At 41.3% G+C, this 22,197-nt stretch carries 23 protein-coding genes and 1 other annotated feature; of the genes, 5 read left to right on the top strand and 18 right to left on the bottom strand.

Annotated features, from left to right (window positions below):
* Positions 1-5 precede the first annotated feature (5 nt).
* From ytpR to QMF37_RS04080, 6 genes are all read right to left on the bottom strand, one after another.
* Positions 6-614: a YtpR family tRNA-binding protein gene (gene ytpR / locus QMF37_RS04105; RefSeq protein WP_071154605.1), complete on the bottom strand. Its 609-nt coding sequence runs from the start codon at positions 612-614 to the stop codon at positions 6-8.
* Entirely contained in the window at positions 611-1,426 is an 816-nt protein-coding gene (locus QMF37_RS04100) for a DUF1444 family protein (RefSeq protein WP_058385774.1), read from the bottom strand. The genes ytpR and QMF37_RS04100 overlap by 4 nt, the downstream gene beginning before the upstream one ends.
* A 64-nt stretch (positions 1,427-1,490) precedes the next feature.
* Entirely contained in the window at positions 1,491-1,808 is a 318-nt protein-coding gene (locus tag QMF37_RS04095; RefSeq protein WP_071154606.1) for a thioredoxin family protein, read from the bottom strand.
* 12 nt (positions 1,809-1,820) lie between these two features.
* Positions 1,821-2,342 carry a hypothetical protein gene (locus QMF37_RS04090; RefSeq protein ID WP_283476739.1) on the bottom strand — a complete coding sequence of 174 codons (522 nt, stop codon included), beginning with the start codon at positions 2,340-2,342 and terminating at the stop codon, positions 1,821-1,823.
* 53 nt (positions 2,343-2,395) lie between these two features.
* Positions 2,396-2,914 (bottom strand): DUF84 family protein, encoded by a 519-nt coding sequence (locus tag QMF37_RS04085; RefSeq protein ID WP_078080281.1) that lies wholly within the window; start codon positions 2,912-2,914, stop codon positions 2,396-2,398.
* Between the two features lie 41 nt (positions 2,915-2,955).
* Entirely contained in the window at positions 2,956-4,029 is a 1,074-nt protein-coding gene (locus QMF37_RS04080; protein WP_058385778.1) for a M42 family metallopeptidase, read from the bottom strand.
* Positions 4,030-4,195: 166 nt separating this feature from the next.
* Here QMF37_RS04080 and QMF37_RS04075 point away from each other — a divergent pair, with 166 nt between their 5' ends.
* Positions 4,196-4,510, top strand: a complete 315-nt coding sequence (locus tag QMF37_RS04075) for a PepSY domain-containing protein (protein WP_058385779.1) — start codon at positions 4,196-4,198, stop codon at positions 4,508-4,510.
* Positions 4,511-4,536: 26 nt separating this feature from the next.
* Here QMF37_RS04075 and QMF37_RS04070 read toward each other — a convergent pair whose 3' ends face one another.
* From QMF37_RS04070 to pepV, 6 genes are all read right to left on the bottom strand, one after another.
* On the bottom strand, positions 4,537-5,391 hold the full coding sequence (locus tag QMF37_RS04070) for a YtnP family quorum-quenching lactonase (RefSeq protein ID WP_071154607.1): 855 nt from the start codon (positions 5,389-5,391) through the stop codon (positions 4,537-4,539).
* Between the two features lie 22 nt (positions 5,392-5,413).
* Complete coding sequence (trmB, locus tag QMF37_RS04065; RefSeq protein WP_071154608.1) at positions 5,414-6,064, bottom strand: tRNA (guanosine(46)-N7)-methyltransferase TrmB; 651 nt, start codon at positions 6,062-6,064, stop codon at positions 5,414-5,416.
* 123 nt (positions 6,065-6,187) lie between these two features.
* Positions 6,188-7,114, bottom strand: coding sequence for a diacylglycerol/lipid kinase family protein (locus QMF37_RS04060; protein WP_078080280.1), 927 nt, complete (start codon positions 7,112-7,114; stop codon positions 6,188-6,190).
* 33 nt (positions 7,115-7,147) lie between these two features.
* Positions 7,148-7,675, bottom strand: a complete 528-nt coding sequence (thpR, locus tag QMF37_RS04055; protein ID WP_071154609.1) for an RNA 2',3'-cyclic phosphodiesterase — start codon at positions 7,673-7,675, stop codon at positions 7,148-7,150.
* 93 nt (positions 7,676-7,768) lie between these two features.
* Positions 7,769-8,617, bottom strand: coding sequence for a D-amino-acid transaminase (gene dat / locus QMF37_RS04050; RefSeq protein WP_071154610.1), 849 nt, complete (start codon positions 8,615-8,617; stop codon positions 7,769-7,771).
* Between the two features lie 17 nt (positions 8,618-8,634).
* Positions 8,635-10,008 carry a dipeptidase PepV gene (gene pepV / locus QMF37_RS04045; RefSeq protein ID WP_078080279.1) on the bottom strand — a complete coding sequence of 458 codons (1,374 nt, stop codon included), beginning with the start codon at positions 10,006-10,008 and terminating at the stop codon, positions 8,635-8,637.
* Positions 10,009-10,310: 302 nt separating this feature from the next.
* On the opposite strand from pepV, the gene QMF37_RS04040 reads away from it, so the two are divergent.
* On the top strand, positions 10,311-10,532 hold the full coding sequence (locus tag QMF37_RS04040; protein WP_058385785.1) for a DeoR family transcriptional regulator: 222 nt from the start codon (positions 10,311-10,313) through the stop codon (positions 10,530-10,532).
* Positions 10,533-10,571: 39 nt separating this feature from the next.
* Here QMF37_RS04040 and QMF37_RS04035 read toward each other — a convergent pair whose 3' ends face one another.
* Together QMF37_RS04035 and QMF37_RS04030 are read right to left on the bottom strand one after the other, a co-directional pair.
* Positions 10,572-11,285 (bottom strand): pseudouridine synthase, encoded by a 714-nt coding sequence (locus QMF37_RS04035; RefSeq protein ID WP_071154611.1) that lies wholly within the window; start codon positions 11,283-11,285, stop codon positions 10,572-10,574.
* A gap of 10 nt (positions 11,286-11,295) precedes the next feature.
* Positions 11,296-12,900, bottom strand: coding sequence for a putative polysaccharide biosynthesis protein (locus tag QMF37_RS04030; RefSeq protein ID WP_071154612.1), 1,605 nt, complete (start codon positions 12,898-12,900; stop codon positions 11,296-11,298).
* A 129-nt stretch (positions 12,901-13,029) separates the two neighbouring features.
* Between QMF37_RS04030 and QMF37_RS04025 the strand changes: the two genes are divergently transcribed.
* Positions 13,030-14,295, top strand: coding sequence for a BaiN/RdsA family NAD(P)/FAD-dependent oxidoreductase (locus QMF37_RS04025; RefSeq protein ID WP_078080278.1), 1,266 nt, complete (start codon positions 13,030-13,032; stop codon positions 14,293-14,295).
* Positions 14,296-14,928: 633 nt separating this feature from the next.
* On the opposite strand, the gene leuS is transcribed toward QMF37_RS04025, so the two are convergent.
* The 3 genes from leuS to QMF37_RS04010 form a co-directional block, all read right to left on the bottom strand.
* A complete protein-coding gene (gene leuS, locus QMF37_RS04020) occupies positions 14,929-17,340 on the bottom strand; it encodes a leucine--tRNA ligase (protein ID WP_078080277.1) in 2,412 nt (803 codons plus the stop codon).
* A 42-nt stretch (positions 17,341-17,382) separates the two neighbouring features.
* Positions 17,383-17,588, bottom strand: a binding site (T-box leader).
* A 44-nt stretch (positions 17,589-17,632) separates the two neighbouring features.
* Complete coding sequence (locus QMF37_RS04015; protein ID WP_071154613.1) at positions 17,633-18,286, bottom strand: 3-oxoacid CoA-transferase subunit B; 654 nt, start codon at positions 18,284-18,286, stop codon at positions 17,633-17,635.
* 17 nt (positions 18,287-18,303) lie between these two features.
* A complete protein-coding gene (locus tag QMF37_RS04010) occupies positions 18,304-18,996 on the bottom strand; it encodes a CoA transferase subunit A (RefSeq protein WP_078080276.1) in 693 nt (230 codons plus the stop codon).
* Positions 18,997-19,148: 152 nt separating this feature from the next.
* On the opposite strand from QMF37_RS04010, the gene mnmL reads away from it, so the two are divergent.
* Positions 19,149-20,126 (top strand): tRNA modification radical SAM protein MnmL/YtqA, encoded by a 978-nt coding sequence (gene mnmL / locus QMF37_RS04005; protein ID WP_211272187.1) that lies wholly within the window; start codon positions 19,149-19,151, stop codon positions 20,124-20,126.
* Positions 20,123-20,686, top strand: coding sequence for a tRNA 5-(aminomethyl)-2-thiouridylate-methyltransferase MnmM (gene mnmM / locus QMF37_RS04000; RefSeq protein ID WP_071154614.1), 564 nt, complete (start codon positions 20,123-20,125; stop codon positions 20,684-20,686). Before mnmL ends, mnmM begins: the two co-directional genes overlap by 4 nt.
* Positions 20,687-20,727: 41 nt before the next feature.
* Here mnmM and QMF37_RS03995 read toward each other — a convergent pair whose 3' ends face one another.
* Positions 20,728-22,011 (bottom strand): MFS transporter, encoded by a 1,284-nt coding sequence (locus QMF37_RS03995; RefSeq protein WP_078080274.1) that lies wholly within the window; start codon positions 22,009-22,011, stop codon positions 20,728-20,730.
* Positions 22,012-22,197: the final 186 nt, after the last annotated feature.

Here is a 22,197-nt window from a genome sequence, read left to right as displayed (position 1 = left end):
ATGCATCACGCCTTTACTTTGAAAGTTGAACCGATTTCTGCATCATCAGACAAGACAAGAATTCCTTTTTCCTCTGGTGCATCTGGTAAAGCTAGCTCTTTTGCCGAACAAATCATTCCAGACGATGCCACTCCCCGAAGTTCTGCATCACGAATGATCATTCCTGAAGGCATTACAGCTCCTACTTTTGCCACAACAACTTTTTGTCCTTGCTCAACGTTTGGAGCACCACAGACAATCTGTAATTGCTCATCTCCAACAACTACTTGGCAAACATTCAATTTATCAGCATTTGGGTGTTTTTCTTTAGCTTCTACAAATCCAATAACAAATTTCGGTGAAAAATCGACTTCAAGCGTAAAATCAATACCGTTTTTAGCTAGTGCATTTTGCAAAGATGTTACAAGCTTTTCAGACACTTCTACTTGTTGGCCTTCAGCTAATTCTGCATAGCTTGAAGCGTTGAATACATTAAATCCAGCAATCGTTCCCGTTGCATCTTTGATCAATGTAATATCCCCAAATTGTTCTGGGTTAATTTTTTCTGGAGTTTCTGTTTGCAGTTGAACGAGCAACACATCGCCAATTCCTTCGTTGTTATAAAATACATTCATTTTTTATCGTTCTCCTCGTTTGGTCTATTTTTTGCCATAATGAAAATCGGCTCTAATTCGTCATTTTCATAAATGAACGATAAGGAAGTGATCGGCACTTTGCCATTCGTAAAGAAATGCATAGCCATTTGCGCGAGCACGTCGTATCCCGTTTCATTTCGGATATCGCCTATAATCAATACATCTTGATGAGGTACAGATACGGTCATATCCCCTGTAATTTTAGCTTTCATTTCTTTTAAAAACGATTCGTTCAAAATTCTTGAAGCGTCATAACCATCGTTTTCGTTAAGAAAATAAAAGATATTGCCAGCAACATGGTCTTCTTTCACAGCAGTTTTTAGTTTCTTCACTTGAAATTTCGCAATTTCCTTAATTTGCTCTTCTGTGAGACTTAATGAATTTACCACATTTTCATCAATTAAGCGATAGGTAGTACCAGCATCTAAAGCAAAATAAACGCGTGTTTCTGCAGTATGTTCAGCTGTGATAAATTTATGGCCCTCATTAGATTCAGTTGGGAAAGAAGTTGAGCGAATAACCGGAAAAATATGTTCGGTCGATTTCATTTCTCCTTTCGCTTCTTTTTCCATCGCTTCAAAAGTTTCCGTAATGGTATAAACGATTTCTTGAATCGCTGCATCACCTTTTGCTTCGAATCGGTTGATTACTTGCGGCAAGGAAATACTCATGCCTTTACCGAGTTCTTTGTGTTGAATGTTGACAACATCTTGTTCGCGGTCAAAGCGCCATTCTAGTTGGCGGCTTGGCATACGCTCTCTTAATATATTAAAAAGTTCAGTAGATTTCATCGTTGGTTGGCCTCACTTTCATAAATAAACGGTTCAGCCAAGTATAGGCGAACCGTTTTTGTTGTTATTGCGACAAATTCGAAACAAACTCTTCGATTTCTGCCTGTGTTTTACGGTCTTTGCTAACAAAGCGTCCCGTTTCCTGTCCATTTGCAAAACCAAGAAAACTAGGAATGCCATAAATATCTTGCTCAATACACAAATCGATAAACTGGTCGCGATCCACTGATACAAACGTATAAGCTGAAAACTTCTTTTCGATATCAGGCATGATCGGATCAATTACACGGCAATCTGGACACCATGCTGCAGTGAACATAAAAACAACCTTTTTTTGCTTCGTTAATTCGTGAAATTCATCCGTAGATTGCAAGCTTCTCATTTGAGTAATCCCCTATTCATTCTTCGCGATTGAGCGTACAGTTTTCATCATCCAGTCCATATTTTTTGGAAGTTCGTTTTCGTTTGTAGTCGTCGTCAAGCTCACTCCACCCGCACTAACAACTAGTTCTAACTGATTTTCCGCAACTTCTTTAACTGTTGTAAATCCGAAACGACCGTTTTGCTGAAACGTCTCATCTACCAGCCATTGCTGATCCGAATCAACTTTTTGCAAATCATAGAAGAAAGTACTTGTAGCTTTTTCGTTCGGATTAATGACTAAAGCAAAAGAGTTTTTGCCATTTGTGATTAAGCGGTTGAATTCATCCGCTGTTTCTTCAATAACGTAATCATTTGGTACAAACAAATCGACTTGCCCAACCATTTCATTGGGATTTTCCGGCTTTGCCTGAAACGCATCCCGTGCGTTCGATACTCCCTGTAAAACCTGTTCTTCCGGCGCTACCGCACAGCCAGACAATAGGCCTAGCAGCACAGCCAGCATAAAAATCCTTCTATATCGAGGCACGCACATTCCCCCTGACATCACTGCTATTTATTTTAAAGGTGTTTTCAAAGACATGCAACTTAATCGCCGTCTCTCTGATACTGCCCAATTAATAATTTAACAACGTGACCGAACATTTCTCCTCGATTAACAAGGCCATCCGTTAAAATACCAATGGCTCCTTTATGATGACGGATCCCACTTTCGTTGGCGTAGTCATCCATGATTGTACCAAGTTCAGTACCCGAACGAAGACCTGCTGCAATTTCCTCTGGTAGTGGAATTTGAGCACCCGCTGCTGTAAACAAACGTCCGTCTTGAGTTGCTAACGCCCCCCAATTGCATAAGTATAAAATCTCTTCAACTTCATATACTCCGCCTTCTAGCCCGATAGCAAAATCTTGATCTCCTAATGCATTTTTGGCTCTGTTAACTGCTCCTTGACGCGTTTCTTGCTGAGAAAAAGGCTGTGCTGAAACTTCCGATTCAGCATCTACAGCGGATAAATCAACAGCCCACTCTAGGTTTTTAAATACATTTGACACTGCCGTAATTTTCGCAGGATTTTTTGATGCAATTGCTACACGATTTTTTCTCATCAATAGTATTCCCTTCAAAAAAAGAGCCCTGCAGGCACTTTTTAGACATTTTTTTGGATGGTTTCAAGCGTTGTTCGATCTGTCGCTTTTATAAGCTTCACTAATAATTCTTTAGCTGCTGCATAATCGTCTGTGTGAATGATTGACGCTGAAGTATGAATGTAGCGAGAGCAAATTCCAATTACTGAGCTTGGAATTCCTTCATTGGCTGTATGTACTCGTCCTGCATCTGTTCCACCTTGTGAAACAAAATATTGATACGGAATATTATGTGTTTCGGCTGTATCCAATATAAATTCACGCATACCACGGTGAGTGACCATGCTCTTGTCTAGAATACGTAATAATGTCCCTTGACCAAGCTGGCCAAACTCATTTTTATCGCCTGTTGCATCATTGGCCGGACTGGCATCTAGTGCAAAAAATAAATCTGGTTTGATCATCGTTGCTGCTGTCTGTGCTCCTCGCAAACCAACTTCTTCCATCACTGTAGCGCCTGAGAACAATTGGTTCGGTAATTTTTCATCTTTTAGTTCTTTTAAAAGTTCAATCGCTAAGCCACAGCCATAACGATTATCCCATGCTTTCGCCATAATTTTCTTATCATTAGCCATTGGAGTAAACGGGCTGAATGGCACAATTTGTTGCCCAGGTTGGATGCCAAGTGCCAGTGCGTCTTGTTTATCATCGGCACCAATATCAATCAACATGTTCTTAATGTCCATTGGCTTACTGCGAAGTTCTTCGCTTAATAAGTGTGGGGGAATAGAGCCGATCACACCTGGAATTACCGTGTCGCCTGCCATGATGTCTACACGCGTAGCTAACATCACTTGGTTCCACCAGCCACCTAAAGGCTGAAAACGAATCATGCCATTATCGGTAATTTGGGTGACCATGAATCCCACTTCATCCATATGACCAGCAACCATAATACGCGGGCCGTCTTCTTGACCATCTTTAACGCCGAAAACGCTTCCTAAATTGTCTTGAAGCAAGCGGTCAGCATATTTCCCCAGCTCTTGTCGCATAAATTTACGGACAGCGTGTTCATTTCCTGGTGCTCCTGGTAGTTCGGTTAAGATTTTAAACATTTCAAGAGTTTCCGTATGCATATTAAAATTCCCCCTAATTCATTTACCTTTATCAAGTTTAGTGCTTTTATCAGATAATTTCCAGTTTTATACTCTCTTTTTTAAAATAACTAGACTTTCAAGCTTTCATTTCGTCCTTCAAAATATTTATGGTACAATTTATCCACTAAGCAGAGGAGGGATTTTAGTGAAAAATCGTGATTTACTTATTGGATTTGCTACAGGCATCGCAGCTTCGTATTTAGCAAAAGAAGTCTATAATCGTACAGAAAAGCTATATCCAGCAGATGACGTATTAAAAGAAGTTAAATCTGCATTTAAAGAAGAAGGCCCTATTGATGGTTCTTGGATTTTTATGAAAACCGAGCCTTATAAGCAGCATGCATTAACAACTGAAGTCTATAAAGGCGGTATTACTCGCCATAAAGAAGATGAACTTCAACAATTCGAATTTTTAGCTGATGCTTTTACCGGTGCAGTGATCGAAGTAAAACAAGTATAAAAAAAGGAGCCCATAGGCTCCTTTTTTTATAGAATTTTTTCTTTCCGCTCTAGTGCTTCGACAATTTCTTTGCCGTCTGTACTCCACTTCAGAATGCGGTAATACGCATCGTGATAAAAGCTAAAATAATAGCCGTTTTCCAATGCTTCTTTCATCAGCTTTTCTTTTGCGTAAATTGAATCCATCGGGTAATCATCAAAAGCTAACACCCATAATGGATTTTGATGCGCGTGAGTTGGCATGATGTCGGCCATATGCAAAATCGTTTCATGGCCACTAGTCATTTTAATGACACTATGGCCATCTGAATGACCTCCGGTATGAATGAGCGTGATAGCATCGAACAAGGTTTTTTGACCTTCAAAAGTTTCGACTTGATCGACTATAGGTTGCCAATTTTCTTTCCAGTAAGTGTTTCGTGAGCGAATATTCGGATGTTGCATTTCATTCCATTCTACTGCTGATACGTGGATTTTAGCATTTGGAAAAGTAGAAACCAGCTCTTCGCCTTGCCATTTCGTTAACCCCGCTGCATGATCGCCGTGAAGATGAGTCATTAAGACGGTATCAATATCTTCAGGTGCTAGCCCAAGCTCCGCCAAATCTTCTTCTACTCGCGACTGCTCAGAAACACCTAGGTTTCGCAACTGACGCTCTGTCAATTTGCCATCACCAAGACCGCTGTCGATCAGTATATTATGACCTTCAAACTGGACAAGTATAGGATGTGTTGGTAATTCAATTTGATTTTTTTCATTGGTTGGATAACGTTTTGACCAAATGACTTTCGGTACTACCCCAAACATCGTACCGCCGTCTAAAAAAGTCGTGCCCCCATCAAGCCAAGTTAAGTTCATCTCGTGAAATTGAAATTTCTGCATTCCCTTATCCCCCCTATTATGATCAACTACCTGAAAACTGTGCTTCCATTCGGTAAATTGGTTGGCCTTTTTTCGAGAATTTTTCTTCGTACTCGGTCATAATGTTCCATTCAGGCTCATTGTCATGAAGATCCAATGACACCTCTTTTAATAACATACCATATTCAGAAATACTCGTGAGTGAATATTCGAACAGGTTTCTATTGTCAGTCTTAAAGTGAATTTCGCCTTTTTTAGGTAAAACGGCTTCATATAATTTAAGAAATGATTCATGTGTCAACCGGCGTTTTGCGTGACGTGTTTTTGGCCACGGATCTGAAAAGTTTAAGTAGAGTCTGTCCACTTCACCTTTTTCGAAATAATCAGCAATTTTTTTTGCATTAACTTTTAAAAGACGTAAGTTTGGAACGCCGTTTTCTTGTTCAAGAACTGTCTCAAGAGCTGTGACGATGACACTATCAAACAGTTCAATGCCGATGTAGTTGATGTCTGGATTTGCTTTTGCCATTCCAATAATAAAGCGGCCTTTACCGGTCCCTGCTTCGATATGAAGCGGCTGATTATTGCCAAAAATTTCGTTCCACTTGCCTTTTTGTTGTTCTGGATCTGGTATAACAATCTCCGGGTGATTATCGAGCAAATCTGCTGCCCATGGTTTAAAACGTGATCTCATGTTTCATCCTCTTTCTATTTATATAAGCTGAGCTAGTAATTCTAACCTGTCGCAAACCAGTACCTGCATCACGAAGCGTACTTTGTCATCGGCAACTGTTATTGACTTAAAACTCCTTTTAATTCAACTTATATAGTCGGTTAATTTTATTGATTGCCAATCGGTTTGACTTACTGTGTAGCTGACTAAATCGTTTGCTGGGCTCATGCCAGCATCATCTCCATCTACATGACGGCATACTGGCTTTTCGGTCGAGAGCCAAAATTCTGTGCTGCTCATTTGAATAACTTCTTTGAAACGTGTATGTGCTCCGCTGAATACCGTACCAAAAACCAGCAATAGTTTCAAACGGGAAATTTTGTGAACGACCGTCAATTCAAGTAAACCATCGTCCGTTTTTGAGGAAGGCGAGATTTTCATGCCCCCACCAAAATAAGGTTGGTTGTTGACAGTCGCTAACCAAACGTCTTTGTAAGTAACTAGATTACCGTCGCATTTTACAGACAACGTAAACTTCTCGAATTTCAATAAAGTCCGGATGACATAGACAACGTAAACTAATTTCCCTAGACCCAGTTGGTTTAGTTTTTTCTTAAGAGGTGACCGGTTAACCGAAATGGATATTTCTGCATCAAAGCCGATACCTGAACTGCTAACAAACTGAAAAGCTTTGCCGTTAGTGAATTCACCAAGGTCTTGCCGTTTGGGCAACGGCTTGTGAAGAAATTGTTCAATTACCTGCGCATCTGTAAAAGTGCCGTAAGCACGTCCAAAATCATTGCCTGATCCTGCTGCTATTGAACCAACAATCAATTTTTCAGATCCTGCTGCACCTGCAATAATTTCACGCAGCGTACCATCTCCACCAAAGCCGATTAAGAGAGCAACTTGTTTACTTTCCCGGTAGTTTGCAGCAATAGCTAAGGCGTGTCCAGAATATGTAGTGACGACTTGTTCGAATGGAAACTGAATTGTTTTCTCAAAGCGGCGCCATCTTTTCAAGGCTCGACCATTCCCAGCTGCAGGATTAATAATAAATACTATTTTCATAAACACTCGCCTTCGGATGTATTAGATGGGTCTTTAAAGCCGATAATCGAAGATCTTTTGATAACGTGGTATTTCTTTCATTGCAATTCGGAACAGTGAAAACTCCGTCACTTCAAATTGCATCTGATCAATTGAAAATTGCGGTTCTGCAGGCACGCCTCCTGCCCATTTACTAGCCAATGTGATATGCGGCACGAATTCTTTCAGGTTGGGACTCATCTGTAGCGAATCCAAAGTATGGACAATTTGTCGCTGAAGCACATTTAATTCTTCACAACTTTCAAGAGAGGCATAAATTATACGTGGAGTTACCGGGTTACCGAAAGTCTTAATGCCATTCACTGTTAGTTTAAATGGCTGCTGATTGGTTCTGGCTAGTAGTTTTTCAATTTGATCTATTTCGCCATTCACATCTTCGCCAATAAACAGTAAGGTAATATGCATATCTTGAGCTGGGGTTTGCCTTTTATGACTTTTCAACTTCCAACTGTCTCGTTCTGCAACTAAGTTCTCTGCAATGTTCTGTGGAATTTTTATGCCCACAAAGTAATGTGGTTTCATTTAACGTCACCTCGCTTCAGTTTACCATGTGCACGGATACAAAAAAATAGTGATTGGCTTGAGCCAATCACTTTTCTTCTGATAAATGATGGATTACGATTTTACGCCGACTCCAATGCGCGCTTCAAAAGCGGCCTGTAATTTACGCGTCAATTCTCCAGGAACACCTTGACCGATTTTTTTATCACCAATTACGACAACTGGCATTACTTCAGTGGTCGTTGAAGACATGATAAATTCATCCATTTCAAGTGCTTGAGCTTTTGTGAAAGGTGTTTCTTCTACTGGAATTTCCAACTCTTCACATAATTCAAGAATTACACGTCTCGTAATGCCATTTAAAATAAGGTTGTTAGCAGGATGGGTATAAAGGATGCCGTTTTTAATGCCATACATATTCGATGAACAGCCTTCTGTCACGGTTTCACCACGATGCAAAATCGCTTCAAAATATCCTTCTTCATAAGCTTCTTGTTTCGCTAGTACATTGCCGAGCAGGTTCAAGCTTTTAATGTCACAACGCAACCAACGAATATCTTCGATAAACTTCGCCGTTACTCCAGACTCTAAACTCCCAACTGGACGCTCCACTGATTTCGTATTGCCGGTAATCACAGGATTTGCTTGTGTTGGGAATTGATGCTGTCGTTCTGCAGCGCCACGCGTAACTTGAACGTATACCTGACCGTTATCAATCATGTTCAATTCCACAAAATCATACATCATTTTATGAAAAACATCTTTTGTATAGGGAATAACAATTTTGATTTTATCAGCACTTTCATAGAAACGGTCAATATGTTCTTTTGCTGTAAACAAGTTGCCGTCATAAACACGAATGACCTCGTAAATACCGTCTCCAAACTGATAGCCACGATCTTCTTTCGAAATCACCAAATCCTCTTCACGAATAAACTCACCATTATGCAATATCAAATCCATAGCTAATCCCTCTTCCCTTATTTTTTACAAGCCAATTGATAAATTGCTTCTGCGTAAATTGCAGTTGCTTTAACTAAATTGTCGATATCGACAAATTCATCTGCTTGGTGCGCAACGTCCGGCTCACCTGGAAACAGCATACCGAATGCTACACCTTTATCAAGTACGCGCGCATATGTGCCCCCACCAATAGCAAGAAGGTCTGCTTTGTCGCCTGTTTGTTTTTCATAGGCATTTTGTAGCGTCTTGATAAATGAATCGTTTCCATCCACGTAATGAGGAGGAGAATTGGACGCAATGTCCAGAACAAAATCCTTGAGTTGATAAGCCGCGATTTTTTCTTCAAATGGATAACTAATGGAATACCGCATGCTGACTGTAATCATCGCTGTTTTCTTTTTCTCAAAGCGAATAATTCCCGCGTTAAATGTCGTATCTCCTGACTGTTCATCCATAAACTCCAGTCCCAGTTTGCGACCACGCGAATCTTGATAAAACGTATCCGCGACAAATGACACAAATTTCTGGCCATCGCCTTCTAAGCGATCTTTCAAAAATAATGCCAGTAAAACCCCTGCATTGACACCGTCTTCAGGCTCCATGGCATGGGCTGACTTTCCATTTAACGTCAACTCGGTCGAGCCGTTATGCTGTTCGACGACTCCTGTAACATTGTGTTCTTTGCAAAACGCTTTAAAATCTTCCTGCCATTCTGCTAGTTGGCCATTTAAAATGGCGGTTGCTTGGTCAGGCACCATATTGGTTCGATGACCTGCAATAAAAGATTCTAAAATCGCATCTTCATGCATGGAAAATGTTGAAAACACCAAGGTTGCGATCCCCTTTTCAGCATTGATGATTGGGAAATCCGCATCTGGTGTAAAGGCAATAGAGGGCATTTCTTCTGTTTTAAAATAACGATCCATGCAGCGGAACTCACTTTCTTCATCGGTTCCAATAATCAACCGCACGCGTTTTGTAAATTCTACGCCTGCTTCTTTTACCATGTTCAAAGCCGTCCATGCGGCAATTGTCGGACCTTTGTCGTCGATCGTGCCTCTGCCATAAAGTCGACCATTTTCAATTTCTCCACCAAATGGAGCTTTTGTCCATCCACTTCCCACTGGCACAACGTCAACGTGCCCTAAAATACCGAGCAATTCTTCACCTTGCCCAATCTCAAGATGCCCTCCAATGTCCCCTACATTTTTTACTGAATAGCCTTGAGTTTTTCCTTTTTTTAAAAACCAATCCAATGCCTGTTTAACTTCTTTTCCAAAAGGAGCCGTTGGTGTTGTGTCGTCACTTAACACGCTGGGAATCGCCACTAATTCCTGTAATTCTCTCAGCATGGTCTCTTTGCGTTTGTTAGCTTCTAGCAGCCAATCCATGGTTCACACTCCTTTTTGTTATGGCTATTGTACACCTTTTTCCATCAAATTAAAGAATTTGTGACAATTTGCATAAAAAATTCTGTCTTTCTATTGTTATTTTTGTGTAAAGATAGAGGGAAATCCTAGAATTCGATATGTTTTTCCGGTATACTGGAATTGTCAGACTAGTCAAATTGACACACTATTTTAGGAAAAGGGGCTGTCTTTGGCATCAATCATAAACCAGCTGTATAAATCTCAGCCTATCGTCCGCTAGTCTTTGCCAATGGGAAAAAAGATGAAGGAGTGGTTCTATTATTATGAAACCCACAACCGATCGCATGCTCATTCGAATTAAAGATATGTATAAGTACATTCTCGACAACGGGACTGTAACGACGCAAGATCTTGTCGATGAATTCGGCATCACTCCTCGCACCATTCAAAGAGATTTGAATGTGTTAGCCTTTAACGACTTGGTGACCAGCCCAACTCGAGGCAAATGGACAACGACGCAACGGAAAGTGAAAATGACGTCTTAAACAATTTCCTAAACGAAGAAAATGACCGCAGCTATGCGGTCATTTTCTTTGTTTTAAACTAGTTACTTCTTCTTCCGTTAAATGACGGTATTCTCCAAGACCAAGCTCTGGATCAAGACTCAGAGGTCCCATCGACAAACGTTTCAAATAAACTACCCGCTTGCCGACACTTTCGAACATCCGTTTAACTTGATGGAATTTGCCTTCAGTAATCGTCAATTCGATTTTAGATTCGGCACCAGTCTCAATTATATTTAAACTAGCTGGCTTCGTCACGTAACCATCGTCGAGCGCTACACCTTTTTTGAATGCTTCTGCATCCTCTTCTGTGACTTGTCCTTCAATTACTGCAAAGTAAGTTTTGTCTACATGCTTTTTGGGTGATAATAATTCATGGGCTAACTTGCCGTCATTCGTCAGCAACAAAAAACCTTCAGTATCTTTGTCCAGTCGCCCAACCGGAAACGGCTCGAAATGCTGTTCTTGTTCTCCCAATAAATCGATTACCGTTTGGTCGTATTTATCTTCGGTTGCAGAGATGACGTCTTGCGGCTTGTTCATCAGCAAGTAGATAAACTCAGTATAAACAACCGCTTCGCCTTCTACTGCTACTTGATCTGTCTGTTCATCTACATGTATTTTTGGATCACGGACAATTTCCCCGTTCACTTCCACTGCAGTTGATTTCAGTAGGATTTTAACTTCTTTTCTAGAGCCAAAACCCATATTCGAAAGGAATTTATCTATGCGCATTGTGTCACTCCTAAAAGCCTAATTTCCGAGAAATTTTCGTTATTTTTGATCCCATTAACTTTTGTGCTAGTCCTGTTTTCAGTCCAAGATAACCATAAACAACTATTCCCACACCACCAACTAAAAGTAAGCGCAACATTGATAATAATTTATTGTCCATGCCTATAAATAGATCTAATCCCGACATCGCTAAGAAAACCGCTCCCGCCATAATCACGTTTAAGATGACGATTAAAATAACACGTCTTCCAACCATTTGCGAACGGTAATTCATGGTTTTAGCGATGACCACCATGTTCATACCAATCGCTACTAAATAGCCAATAATCGTTGCAGCAATAGCACCGTCTGTTTCAAAGCGTTCGATCAACGGTGTATTTAATACTGCTTTTAATAATAAACCTATCGACAAGTTGATAATAATCCATTTTTGTTTGTTAATCCCTTGTAAAATAGAAGCGGTGACTGGGAAAGCCGAAAATAAAATTGCTACTGGTAAATAATGTGCCAGGATTTCAGATCCAACATCACTGACCTCGTAAAAGACATGGTATAACTCATCAGACAGCATCGTCATACCGATAACAGCCGGTAATGTCAAGAATAGTAGTAACTGTATTGATTGATCGAGTGTTCGCGATACTTGAAGATATTCACGACGCGTAAAATGTTTGGTGATCAATGGAATCAATGCCATTGAAAAGCCAGTTGCGAGCATCACAGGAATCATGACTAGCTTATGAGCAGTCAAATTTAAAATTCCAAGAAGATCGATTTCAGAGACATTCCCACCCGAGCTCATCGCTCGGTTAAATGTCATCAAATCAACAAATTGGAATAACGGATTGGCAATTCCTAGGAAAATAACTGGAACCGCGTAAATCAAAATCTCCTTGTACATATCACGTAACTTTACATCGTACGATTCAACGGAGTTCGCTAACAGACGATTATATTCAGGCTTTTTCTTTTTCCAGAAATAGGCTAGCGTCACAACACCACCAAGTGCCCCAACTGCAGCTGACAACACAGCAAATTGAATCGCCGTTTTTGGTGTACCTCCGAAGATATAAATTACTGCATAAGATCCGCCTAACAGGAAAATAATACGAACGATTTGCTCCACTAACTGTGAAACAGCGGTCGGCATCATGTAATTATAGCCTTGGAAAAATCCTCTCCACAAACTCATAAACGGCACGACAATTAATGCAAAGCTGACCCAGCGAATGGCTTCAGTAATGTCGCCTACTGAATAAATAAGCTCATCTTCAGAAATGGTGATGCGCGCTAGTGGTTCTGCGAAGATGTAAAGTAAAAGAAACGACACAAAACCAGTAATCATCATTGTCAAAAGACCTGACTTTAATAATCGCCTGCCGGTTTCATAATCACCGAGAGAATTGTATTTCGCGGTAAATTTCGAGAACGCAATCGGTGCACCGGAAATAGCCAGTGCCAGCATCAAGTTATACGGGATATACGCATATTGATAAAGTCCGATATTGTCTTTTCCTACCATGCTATAAAACGGGATGATATAAAGAACGCCAAGGATTTTCGATAAAAATAGACCCAAGGTTAAGATGGCTGTACCTTTAATTAATGATGACATTTTACACTTCCTGACTTGTTCGTGATAAAAACAATCTACACGATAGTTTACACCTATAGAAGAAATTACTCAACGTGTTTCGCTGCATCGTGTATACTTGAGAGAAAAACGAAAGCGAGTTCTTATTCTATGTATGACGTTATAATCATAGGCGGAGGTTCCTCCGGCTTAATGGCATCTATTGCCGCAGCTTCGATTAACCAAAAAGTATTGCTGATCGAAAAAGGTAAAAAATTAGGAAAAAAATTAATTATATCTGGCGGTGGACGTTGCAACGTCACCAATCGATTGCCACTCGATGAAATTGTTAAACACATTCCAGGGAATGGACGTTTTCTTCATAGCCCCTTTTCTGTATTCGATAACGAAGATATTATTTCCTTCTTTGAAGGACTTGGTGTTGCCCTAAAAGAAGAAGACCATGGCCGCATGTTTCCCGTTTCTAATCGGGCACAGGACGTAGCAGATGCCATGTTTAAAGAAATGGAACGACTCAACGTCACCATTTTATTGGATTCACCTGTGAAAAAATTATTAATGACCGATGAAAAAGTAACCGGTGTTCGTCTGCACACAGGTGAAGAATATACGGCGAAAGCAGTAGTTGTAGCGGTTGGAGGCAAAGCCGTGCCACAAACTGGCTCTACTGGAGACGGCTACCCGTGGGCAGAAAAAGCAGGTCATTTGGTGACAGAGCTTTATCCAACTGAAGTACCCCTTTTATCAAAAGAACCGTTTATCGTCAGTCGCGAGCTTCAAGGTTTGGCTTTACGCGATGCCGCTGTAACCGTATTAAACAAAAAAGGCAAAGTGCTTGTCACACATCAAATGGATATGCTGTTTACGCATTTTGGATTGAGCGGTCCTGCAATTTTGCGTTGTAGCCAATACGTTGTCAAAGAAATGAAAAAAAATGGTGGTCACCCAGTTGAAATGCGTATCAATACCTTGCCAGATGAAAATGCAGAATCTGCCTTTCAGCTGTTAAACAGTATGATGAAAGACGAACCCAAAAAATCATTGAAAAATGTTTGGAAAAGTTTAGCGCAAGAACGTTGGTTGCTGTTTCTTATGGGGCGTGCAGAAATTGATCCATTACTGACTGGTGCCGAATTGCCAAGTGACAAAGTACGCGCAATGGCTCAACAGCTAACCGCTTTTACAATGTTTGTTAACGGTACACAATCGATTGAAAAAGCGTTTGTTACGGGTGGCGGTGTATCGATCAAAGAAATCGAACCCAAAACGATGGCTTCTAAAAAGAAACCTGGATTGTATTTCTGTGGTGAAATTTTAGATATTCACGGCTACACGGGTGGCTACAATATCACGTCTGCATTAGTCACAGGCAACGTAGCCGGACAAAGCGCAGCACAATTTGCCAAAGAAAGTTAAAGAGAAGGCGGAGGTTAAACGCTATGGGTGACGTAACCGAGTATGTTCTGTTGCTAGTCTACTCCCTTCCACTGCTCATCATTTTCGGCGCCTTGTTAATTGGGCGTGCTTTTGGTAAAAAGAAAAAGAGTTAGTTTTCAAACAAATAAGAAGTGTCTATTTTGAATAACCTGCTCTAAGTGATTGCTTTTCACTCGTTCTCTTAAAAGCCCTTAGTCTATTTTTTGTACCATTAAATCACATTAAAGCTTATGTCCTATCAAAATTGGCCAAAGCCGTTCATAAAGACAAACAAGCTACTGGTAACAACACAAAAGAGGCAGACCGGAACTTCTCCGATCTGCCTCTTTTGTTATTCGCTTTAATAAATGCTACCGGAAGACTCCGCTTTTCTTTGTCTAGACTTTGTCTTCCAGCTCCTCGAGTCTTAAGTCAGCCCGACTGTGTGGCAAAACGCCACTTCGCCAGTCTGTCTTAAGCTTATCGGAGCTACCGGAAGACTCCGCTTTTCTTTGTCTAGACTTTGTCTTCCAGCTCCTCGAGTCTTAAGTCAGCCCGGCTGTGTGGCAAAACGCCACTTCGCCAGTCTGCCTTAAGCTTGTCGGAGCTACCGGAAGACTCCGCTTTTCTTTGTTAGCCTACTACGATGTTAACCAATTTCCCTGGAATGACGATGACTTTACGTACTTGTTTACCTTCTGTCGCTTTCTGGACTTGTTCGTCTGCAAGTGCAGCTGTTTCTAGTTGTTCTTTTGAGCTGTCTTTAGCGATTGACAGCTTAGTTTTTACTTTGCCGTTTACTTGAACTACAACTTCGACTTCATCGTCGACCATTTTCGATTCATCGAATTGCGGCCAATTTTCGTAAGAAATAGATCCTTCATGACCCAATTTCTGCCACAGTTCTTCTGCTACGTGAGGTGCGATTGGCGACAGTAATTTCACAAAGCCTTCTACGTATTCTTTCGGAATCGAATCGACTTTGTAGCCTTCATTGATGAACATCATCATTTGTGAAATAGCCGTGTTAAAACGGAGCCCTTCAAAATCGTCCGTGACTTTTTTCACGGTTTGATGATAAACTTTTTCCATTTTGCCATCGTTTGTGTCCGTGACTTTCGCACTCAATTGATCTTCATCCATCAACAAGCGCCAAACGCGATCTAGGAATCGACGAGAGCCATCTAGTCCGTTTGTCGACCAAGCAATTGATGCTTCAAGAGGTCCCATAAACATTTCGTACATGCGCAATGTATCTGCTCCGTGACTTTCGATGATTTGGTCTGGATTCACAACATTGCCTTTTGATTTCGACATTTTTTCGTTGCCTTCGCCCAGAATCATACCTTGGTTAAACAATTTCTGGAAAGGTTCTTTTGTTGAAACCACACCGATATCGTAAAGCACTTTATGCCAGAAACGGGCATACAGCAAATGAAGCACTGCATGCTCTGCACCGCCGATATAAACATCGACCGGCAACCAGCGTTTCAATAGTTCTGGGTCTGCCAACATTTCGTCATTCGTTGGATCGATAAAGCGCAAGTAATACCAGCAGCTTCCTGCCCATTGTGGCATTGTGTTGGTTTCGCGGCGCCCTTTCATGCCTGTTTCTGGATGAACAATATTGACCCAGTCCGTAATATTAGCAAGCGGTGATTCGCCAGTTCCACTTGGCTTAATATCCGTCGTTACCGGCAACATCAATGGCAAATCTTTTTCTTCAACCGGTGTCATCGTGCCGTCTTCCCAGTGGATGATTGGAATCGGCTCGCCCCAGTAACGTTGACGGCTAAACAACCAGTCACGCAAGCGGTACGTAATTTTCTTGTCGCCGACTTTCTTGTCAACTAGCCATGCAATGGCTTTTTCGATTGCTTCTTTTTTGTTCAATCCATTAAGGAAATCAGAATTGATCAATTCACCATCGCCAGCATAGGCCTCTTCTTTGATATTGCCACCTGATACAACTTCCACAATTGGCAAATCGAATTGCTGAGCAAATTCATAATCGCGCTCGTCGTGAGCAGGAACCGCCATGATGGCACCTGTTCCATAAGTTGCCAATACATAATCGGCAATCCAAATCGGCATTTTCTCACCACTCGCTGGATTTGTTGCATAAGCGCCTGTGAATACACCTGATTTGTCTTTCGCCAAATCAGTACGTTCCAAATCACTTTTCGTTTTAACGTCATCAATGTATTTTTCAACAGCCTGTTGTTGTTCTGCTGTTGTAATCGCAGCTACTAATTTATGTTCAGGGGCTAGTACCGCATAAGTCGCACCAAAAATCGTATCCGGGCGTGTCGTAAATGCGCGGAAAGAATGTTCCGTGTCTGCGACTTGAAATTCCAGTTCTGCGCCTTCTGATTTACCAATCCAGTTGCGTTGCATATCTTTCAAGCTTTCTGGCCAATCCAAGTCTTCCAAATCTTCAAGAAGACGATCTGCATAATTTGTAATACGCAACACCCATTGGCGCATTGGACGACGCTCAACCGGATGACCTCCACGTTCTGATTTGCCATCAATGACTTCTTCATTTGCAAGAACCGTACCGAGTGCCGGGCACCAGTTAACCGCTACTTCGTCAACATACGCCAGTCCTTTATTATACAGTTGAATAAAAATCCATTGTGTCCATTTGTAATAAGACGGATCTGTCGTGCTAATCTCACGATCCCAGTCATATGAAAATCCAAGTTCTTGAATTTGACGTTTAAAAGTTTCAATGTTTTTAGCTGTAAATTCAGCTGGGTCATTTCCAGTATCCAGTGCATATTGCTCTGCCGGTAGACCAAATGCGTCCCAGCCCATTGGGTGAAGAACGTTGTACCCTTGCATGCGTTTGACACGACTTAAAATGTCCGTCGCCGTATAGCCTTCTGGATGTCCTACGTGAAGTCCAGCACCTGATGGATACGGGAACATATCTAGTGCATAAAATTTTGGTTTTGATGGGTCATCCACCATTTTAAACGTCTTATTATCTTGCCAATATTTTTGCCATTTTTTCTCAACTAGTTTGTGATTGAATGTCATTTCCGATTCCTCCTCAAAATAAAAAAATCCCGTCCCTTAAAAATAAGGGACGGGATTTTCCCGCGGTACCACCCAAATTAGCGATTGCTCGCTCAACTTGATTCCTTAACGCGGAAAACGGTGTATCTTACTTAGTTTCACATACACGGACTCCAAGGCGAGTTCACTTGCGCATTTTACCAGCTTGCACCTACCGCCGGCTCTCTGTCAAAAATACACAAACTACTAGTCCTCTTCACTGTCATTGGTTATTGTCTCTATTTTAGACGAAGCGCTGTTTTTTCGCAATAGCTTAAGAAACTTTGACGTTTTCCGTATTCAACGGTGCGTCTGTAGAATCGATGATATCTTGAACAGTAAAGCCTTCAAATACCTCTGACAACACTAAACCACCTTTTGTTACTTCAATCACTGCACGCTCTGTGATGATTTTGTTGACTACGCCTTTGCCAGTTAACGGCAAATCACATTGTTTTTTGATTTTAGCAGACCCGTCTTTTGACACATGATCCATAATGACAATGACTTTTTTGGCACCATGCACTAAATCCATCGCTCCGCCCATGCCTTTAATCATTTTACCAGGAATCATCCAGTTGGCTAAGTCGCCATTTTCAGCTACTTCCATTCCACCAAGAATGGCGACATCAATATGTCCGCCGCGAATCATCGCAAAAGATTCCGCACTGGTAAAGAAAGACGATCCTGGGATTGTCGTTACGGTTTCTTTTCCAGCATTGATCAAATCCGGATCTACATTGTCTTCAGTCGGATAAGGGCCGATTCCTAAAAGCCCATTTTCTGATTGAAGCACAACACTTTTGTTATCGGAAATGAAATTCGCTACCAAAGTCGGCATACCGATTCCTAAGTTAACGTAATCGCCATCGTTGATTTCTTTTTCAGCGCGTTTTGCAATGCGTTCTCTGACTAATTGTTTATCCAATATTTCTCCACCCTCTCTTAAACAGTGCGTGTTGTAAGACGTTCGATGCGTTTTTCTTGGTCTGCTTGAAGCAAGCCTTGTACATAAATGCTTGGCGTTTGAACGTGATTCGGATTGATGTCACCGATTTCCACGATTTCTTCTACTTCCGCAATGGTAATTTTTCCAGCTGCTGCAGCAAGCGGATTGAAGTTTTGTGCTGTTTTGTTGTAAATCAAGTTCCCCATCTTATCGGCTTTATGTGCTCTCACTAAAGCAAAGTCAGCTCTTAAAGCGTGCTCTAGTACGTGTTCTTTGCCGTCAAACTCACGAATTTCTTTGCCTTCTGCAACTGTTGTGCCTACGCCAGCTGGTGTAAAGAAAGCTGGAATTCCGGCTCCGCCTGCGCGCATTTTTTCAGCAAGTGTTCCTTGCGGAGTCAATTCAACTTCGATTTCGCCCGACAATACTTGACGTTCGAATTCTTTGTTTTCACCCACATAAGAACCAATCATTTTTTTTATTTGTTTGTTTTTAAGTAGCAGTCCCAGGCCCCATTCGTCTACACCGCAGTTATTGGAAATGACGGTCAGATTGGTTATCCCTTTATCAACTAGTGCTAAAATAAGTTGTTCAGGTATGCCTACTAACCCAAAACCGCCCACCATAATTGTGGCACCGTCTTGAATTTGTTCAACTGCCTCTTTTGCAGAACTGTAAATCGGTTTCATTCCATTATGCCTCCTCTGACTCATCAACTAAAAAGTAATTAGTAAAACGCTTCCATAACTAATTTAAACAAACTATCGCACTAAACGCAATATTCATAAATATCGGCGCTACATTTCACTAGCATTGTTGATCGTTTCCACGGCATGCTACAATGTTGTTTAAGGAGTTGTTACGAGTGAATACAGAATTTCCTTTTTCATCTGATGGAAAACGTTATTATACATGGAATCGCCATTTGCGCGATCATTTTGGTTTTAAGGTTATGAAAATCGCGTTAGATGCGGGGTTTGATTGTCCGAACCGGGATGGTACCGTTGCACACGGCGGTTGTACATTTTGCAGTGTCGCAGGTTCTGGTGATTTTGCCGGAGACCGTGTGGACTCGATTCCTGAGCAATTTGATCAAATCAAAGAAAAAATGCATCGCAAGTGGAAAGATGCCAAGTACATGGCATATTTTCAAGCTTATACCAATACACATGCCCCTTTGCCTGTTATCAAAGAAAAGTTTGAAGCGGCACTTGAGCAAGAAAATGTTATCGGGTTAAGCATCGCAACGCGTCCGGACTGTTTGCCAGACGATGTCGTAGATTATTTAGCCGAATTAAACGAACGAACGTATTTATGGGTTGAACTTGGCTTGCAAACGGTTCATGAGCGAACGGCCCTTTTGGTCAACCGTGCGCATGATTTTGAAGCTTATATCGAGGGCGTAACGAAATTACGCACGCGCGGCATCCGGGTATGTACACATATTATCAACGGTTTGCCACTTGAAGACCGTGACATGATGATGGAAACTGCGCGTGAAGTGGCTAAACTTGATGTCCAAGGCATTAAAATCCACTTGTTGCATTTATTAAAAGGCACACCGATGGTCAAGCAATATGAAAAAGGCATGGTCGAGTTTCTTGAAAAGCAAGAATACATTAACTTAGTCGCCGACCAACTTGAAGTGTTGCCACCTGAAATGGTCGTGCAACGCATTACAGGGGATGGCCCGATAGATTTAATGATTGGTCCGATGTGGAGCGCAAACAAATGGGAAGTCTTAAACGGCATCGATGCAGAACTCGCACGCCGCGAAAGTTGGCAAGGTAAACGGGCTACAGGGAGTGTGACTTCATGACGGTACAACGTGTATTGCCTTTTACGAAATCATTGCTTGAACAAGTGGTCTCTTCTGGAGACATAGTCATTGACGGCACTGCTGGCAACGGACATGATACACACTTTCTTGCAGGTTTAACTGGAGCAACCGGAAAAGTTTTCGCTTTTGATATTCAAGCAGAAGCGATTGACGCGACACGAATTCGCGTGCAAGACGTTGACCACGTCGAACTTATTCATGACAGCCATGCCAAAATAAAAGACTATGTGTCAGAGCCCATTGCAGCTGCTGTTTTCAATCTTGGCTATTTGCCAAAAGGCGATCACAGCATTATTACGAAAGCAAAAAGTACGCTCTCTGCTCTCAAACAATGTTTAGACCTTTTGAAAATAAATGGCGTATTGCTAGTAGTTGTATACAGTGGACACGAAGGCGGCAGTGAGGAACGGGATGCTGTTATGGAATTCGTTTCCTCGCTCCCGCAAAAAACGTTTGATGTGCTAAAATACGAATTTATCAACCAACAACATTCCCCCCCTTTTTTATTAGCCATTGAAAAAAAACATGCAAGCAATTAAAAAAGCAGAAAAGAGCACTTGCTCTTTTCTGTTTTTTAAACTTAGTTTTCTATTCCTTCTTTTTCCGGCGGATTTGCTAGTAACGCCGCCACAATACCGAGTAGTGGGAAAATCATAATAGCCCATAACACTTCTTTATATCCGCCAAAGAAATCGTAAAATAAGCCGAACGGTAACGGTCCGAGAGCAGAACCAATGACCATAAAGGCCATTGAAATACCGGTAATGCTACCAAGGTATTGTCGACCGAAATAATTCGGCCATACAACACTCAGAGTTACCCGTTCAATTCCCAACATAAAGCCCCATACAACCGCAAACAGAATCGCGCCTGAAAACAGGTCCGCTTCTTTTAATAAAAAAATTGAGGCGATTTCCCCAACGAATACAAAAGCTAACATCCACTGCACACGTATTTTATCAAGCAAGTAACCTGCTAGAAACGTTACTGGAAAACCGATAATCGCCATTAAACTCAAGACAGTCGCAGCTGTTTCAGGTGCTAACGATTGAATTGAAAAAATAGACACCAAATGGAAAGTCATTCCCGTATTAACCAAAGCAGGAACCACTACACAAAACAACAAGAGCCAAAAAGAGCGGGTCTTTTTCGCTTCTTTTACTGTCCAACTACTATCTGAAGATAACGGCTTTTGTTGATCCTCATCTCTTACTAGAGGTCCATTATCTGGAAGCAAGCCGATATCTTCTGGTTGATTTCGGATAAAGAAAAATGCTAAAGGTGTAAAAAACAGGACAATGGATGCGCCAAGAATTTGCCAAGTCGTCCGCCAGCCATATGCTTCAATTAACCAAACATTGATCAACGGAAATGCAGCCGATCCAATCATCCCACCTAATGCAGCTAACCCAAGTGCACGACCTCGTTTTTGTATAAACCATTGTGGTACCAACGCATTTGGTACGAGCGTCATTGATCCTTGACCAAACAACCGTATAGCGAAAAACCCCATAAACAACATCACCCAATTGATAACAAAGCTATTAAATATACTGGCTGCTGCTAAAATTAAGGATACCGCAATTGCCATTTTTCGCGCACCGACTTTATCAATCATTCGACCGATAATAAACAATAAAAACCCTGCAAGAAGTGTCGCTGAAGAATAAATACCGGACACGGTTGAGCGGCTCCAGCCAAATTCTTCTATGTAATAATCAATAAAAATGGCATTTGAATAAGTTTGTCCAGGTCCAGAAAAAAAGTGAGACAATCCTGCGAGAATGACAATAACCCAGCCGTAATAAAATGGTGTCTGGATAACACCATTTCCATTAATCCTTTTTTCTTTTGTTTTCTTCACAACAACCCTCCTCCAAAGAAAAAAGAGCCCCTTTGAGCTCTTTTTATCCGTTCTATTATCACGCGTGTTGATTAACCAATAAATGACAGACTGCTCCTGCTGAGCGTAAAGTACTCGTAGAGAAACGTCGTCAGTGCATCCAGCCAAATCAGCGGTAAGGTGCCGGTCAATAGCGTTCGCTGAAAG

The sequence above is a fragment of the Planococcus sp. S3-L1 genome (assembly GCF_030063085.1).
Taxonomy (GTDB): Bacteria; Bacillota; Bacilli; order Bacillales_A; family Planococcaceae; genus Planococcus; species Planococcus kocurii.
The sequence above is the reverse complement of the archived record's forward strand: the minus strand, read 5'-3'. Positions and strand labels throughout refer to the sequence as shown.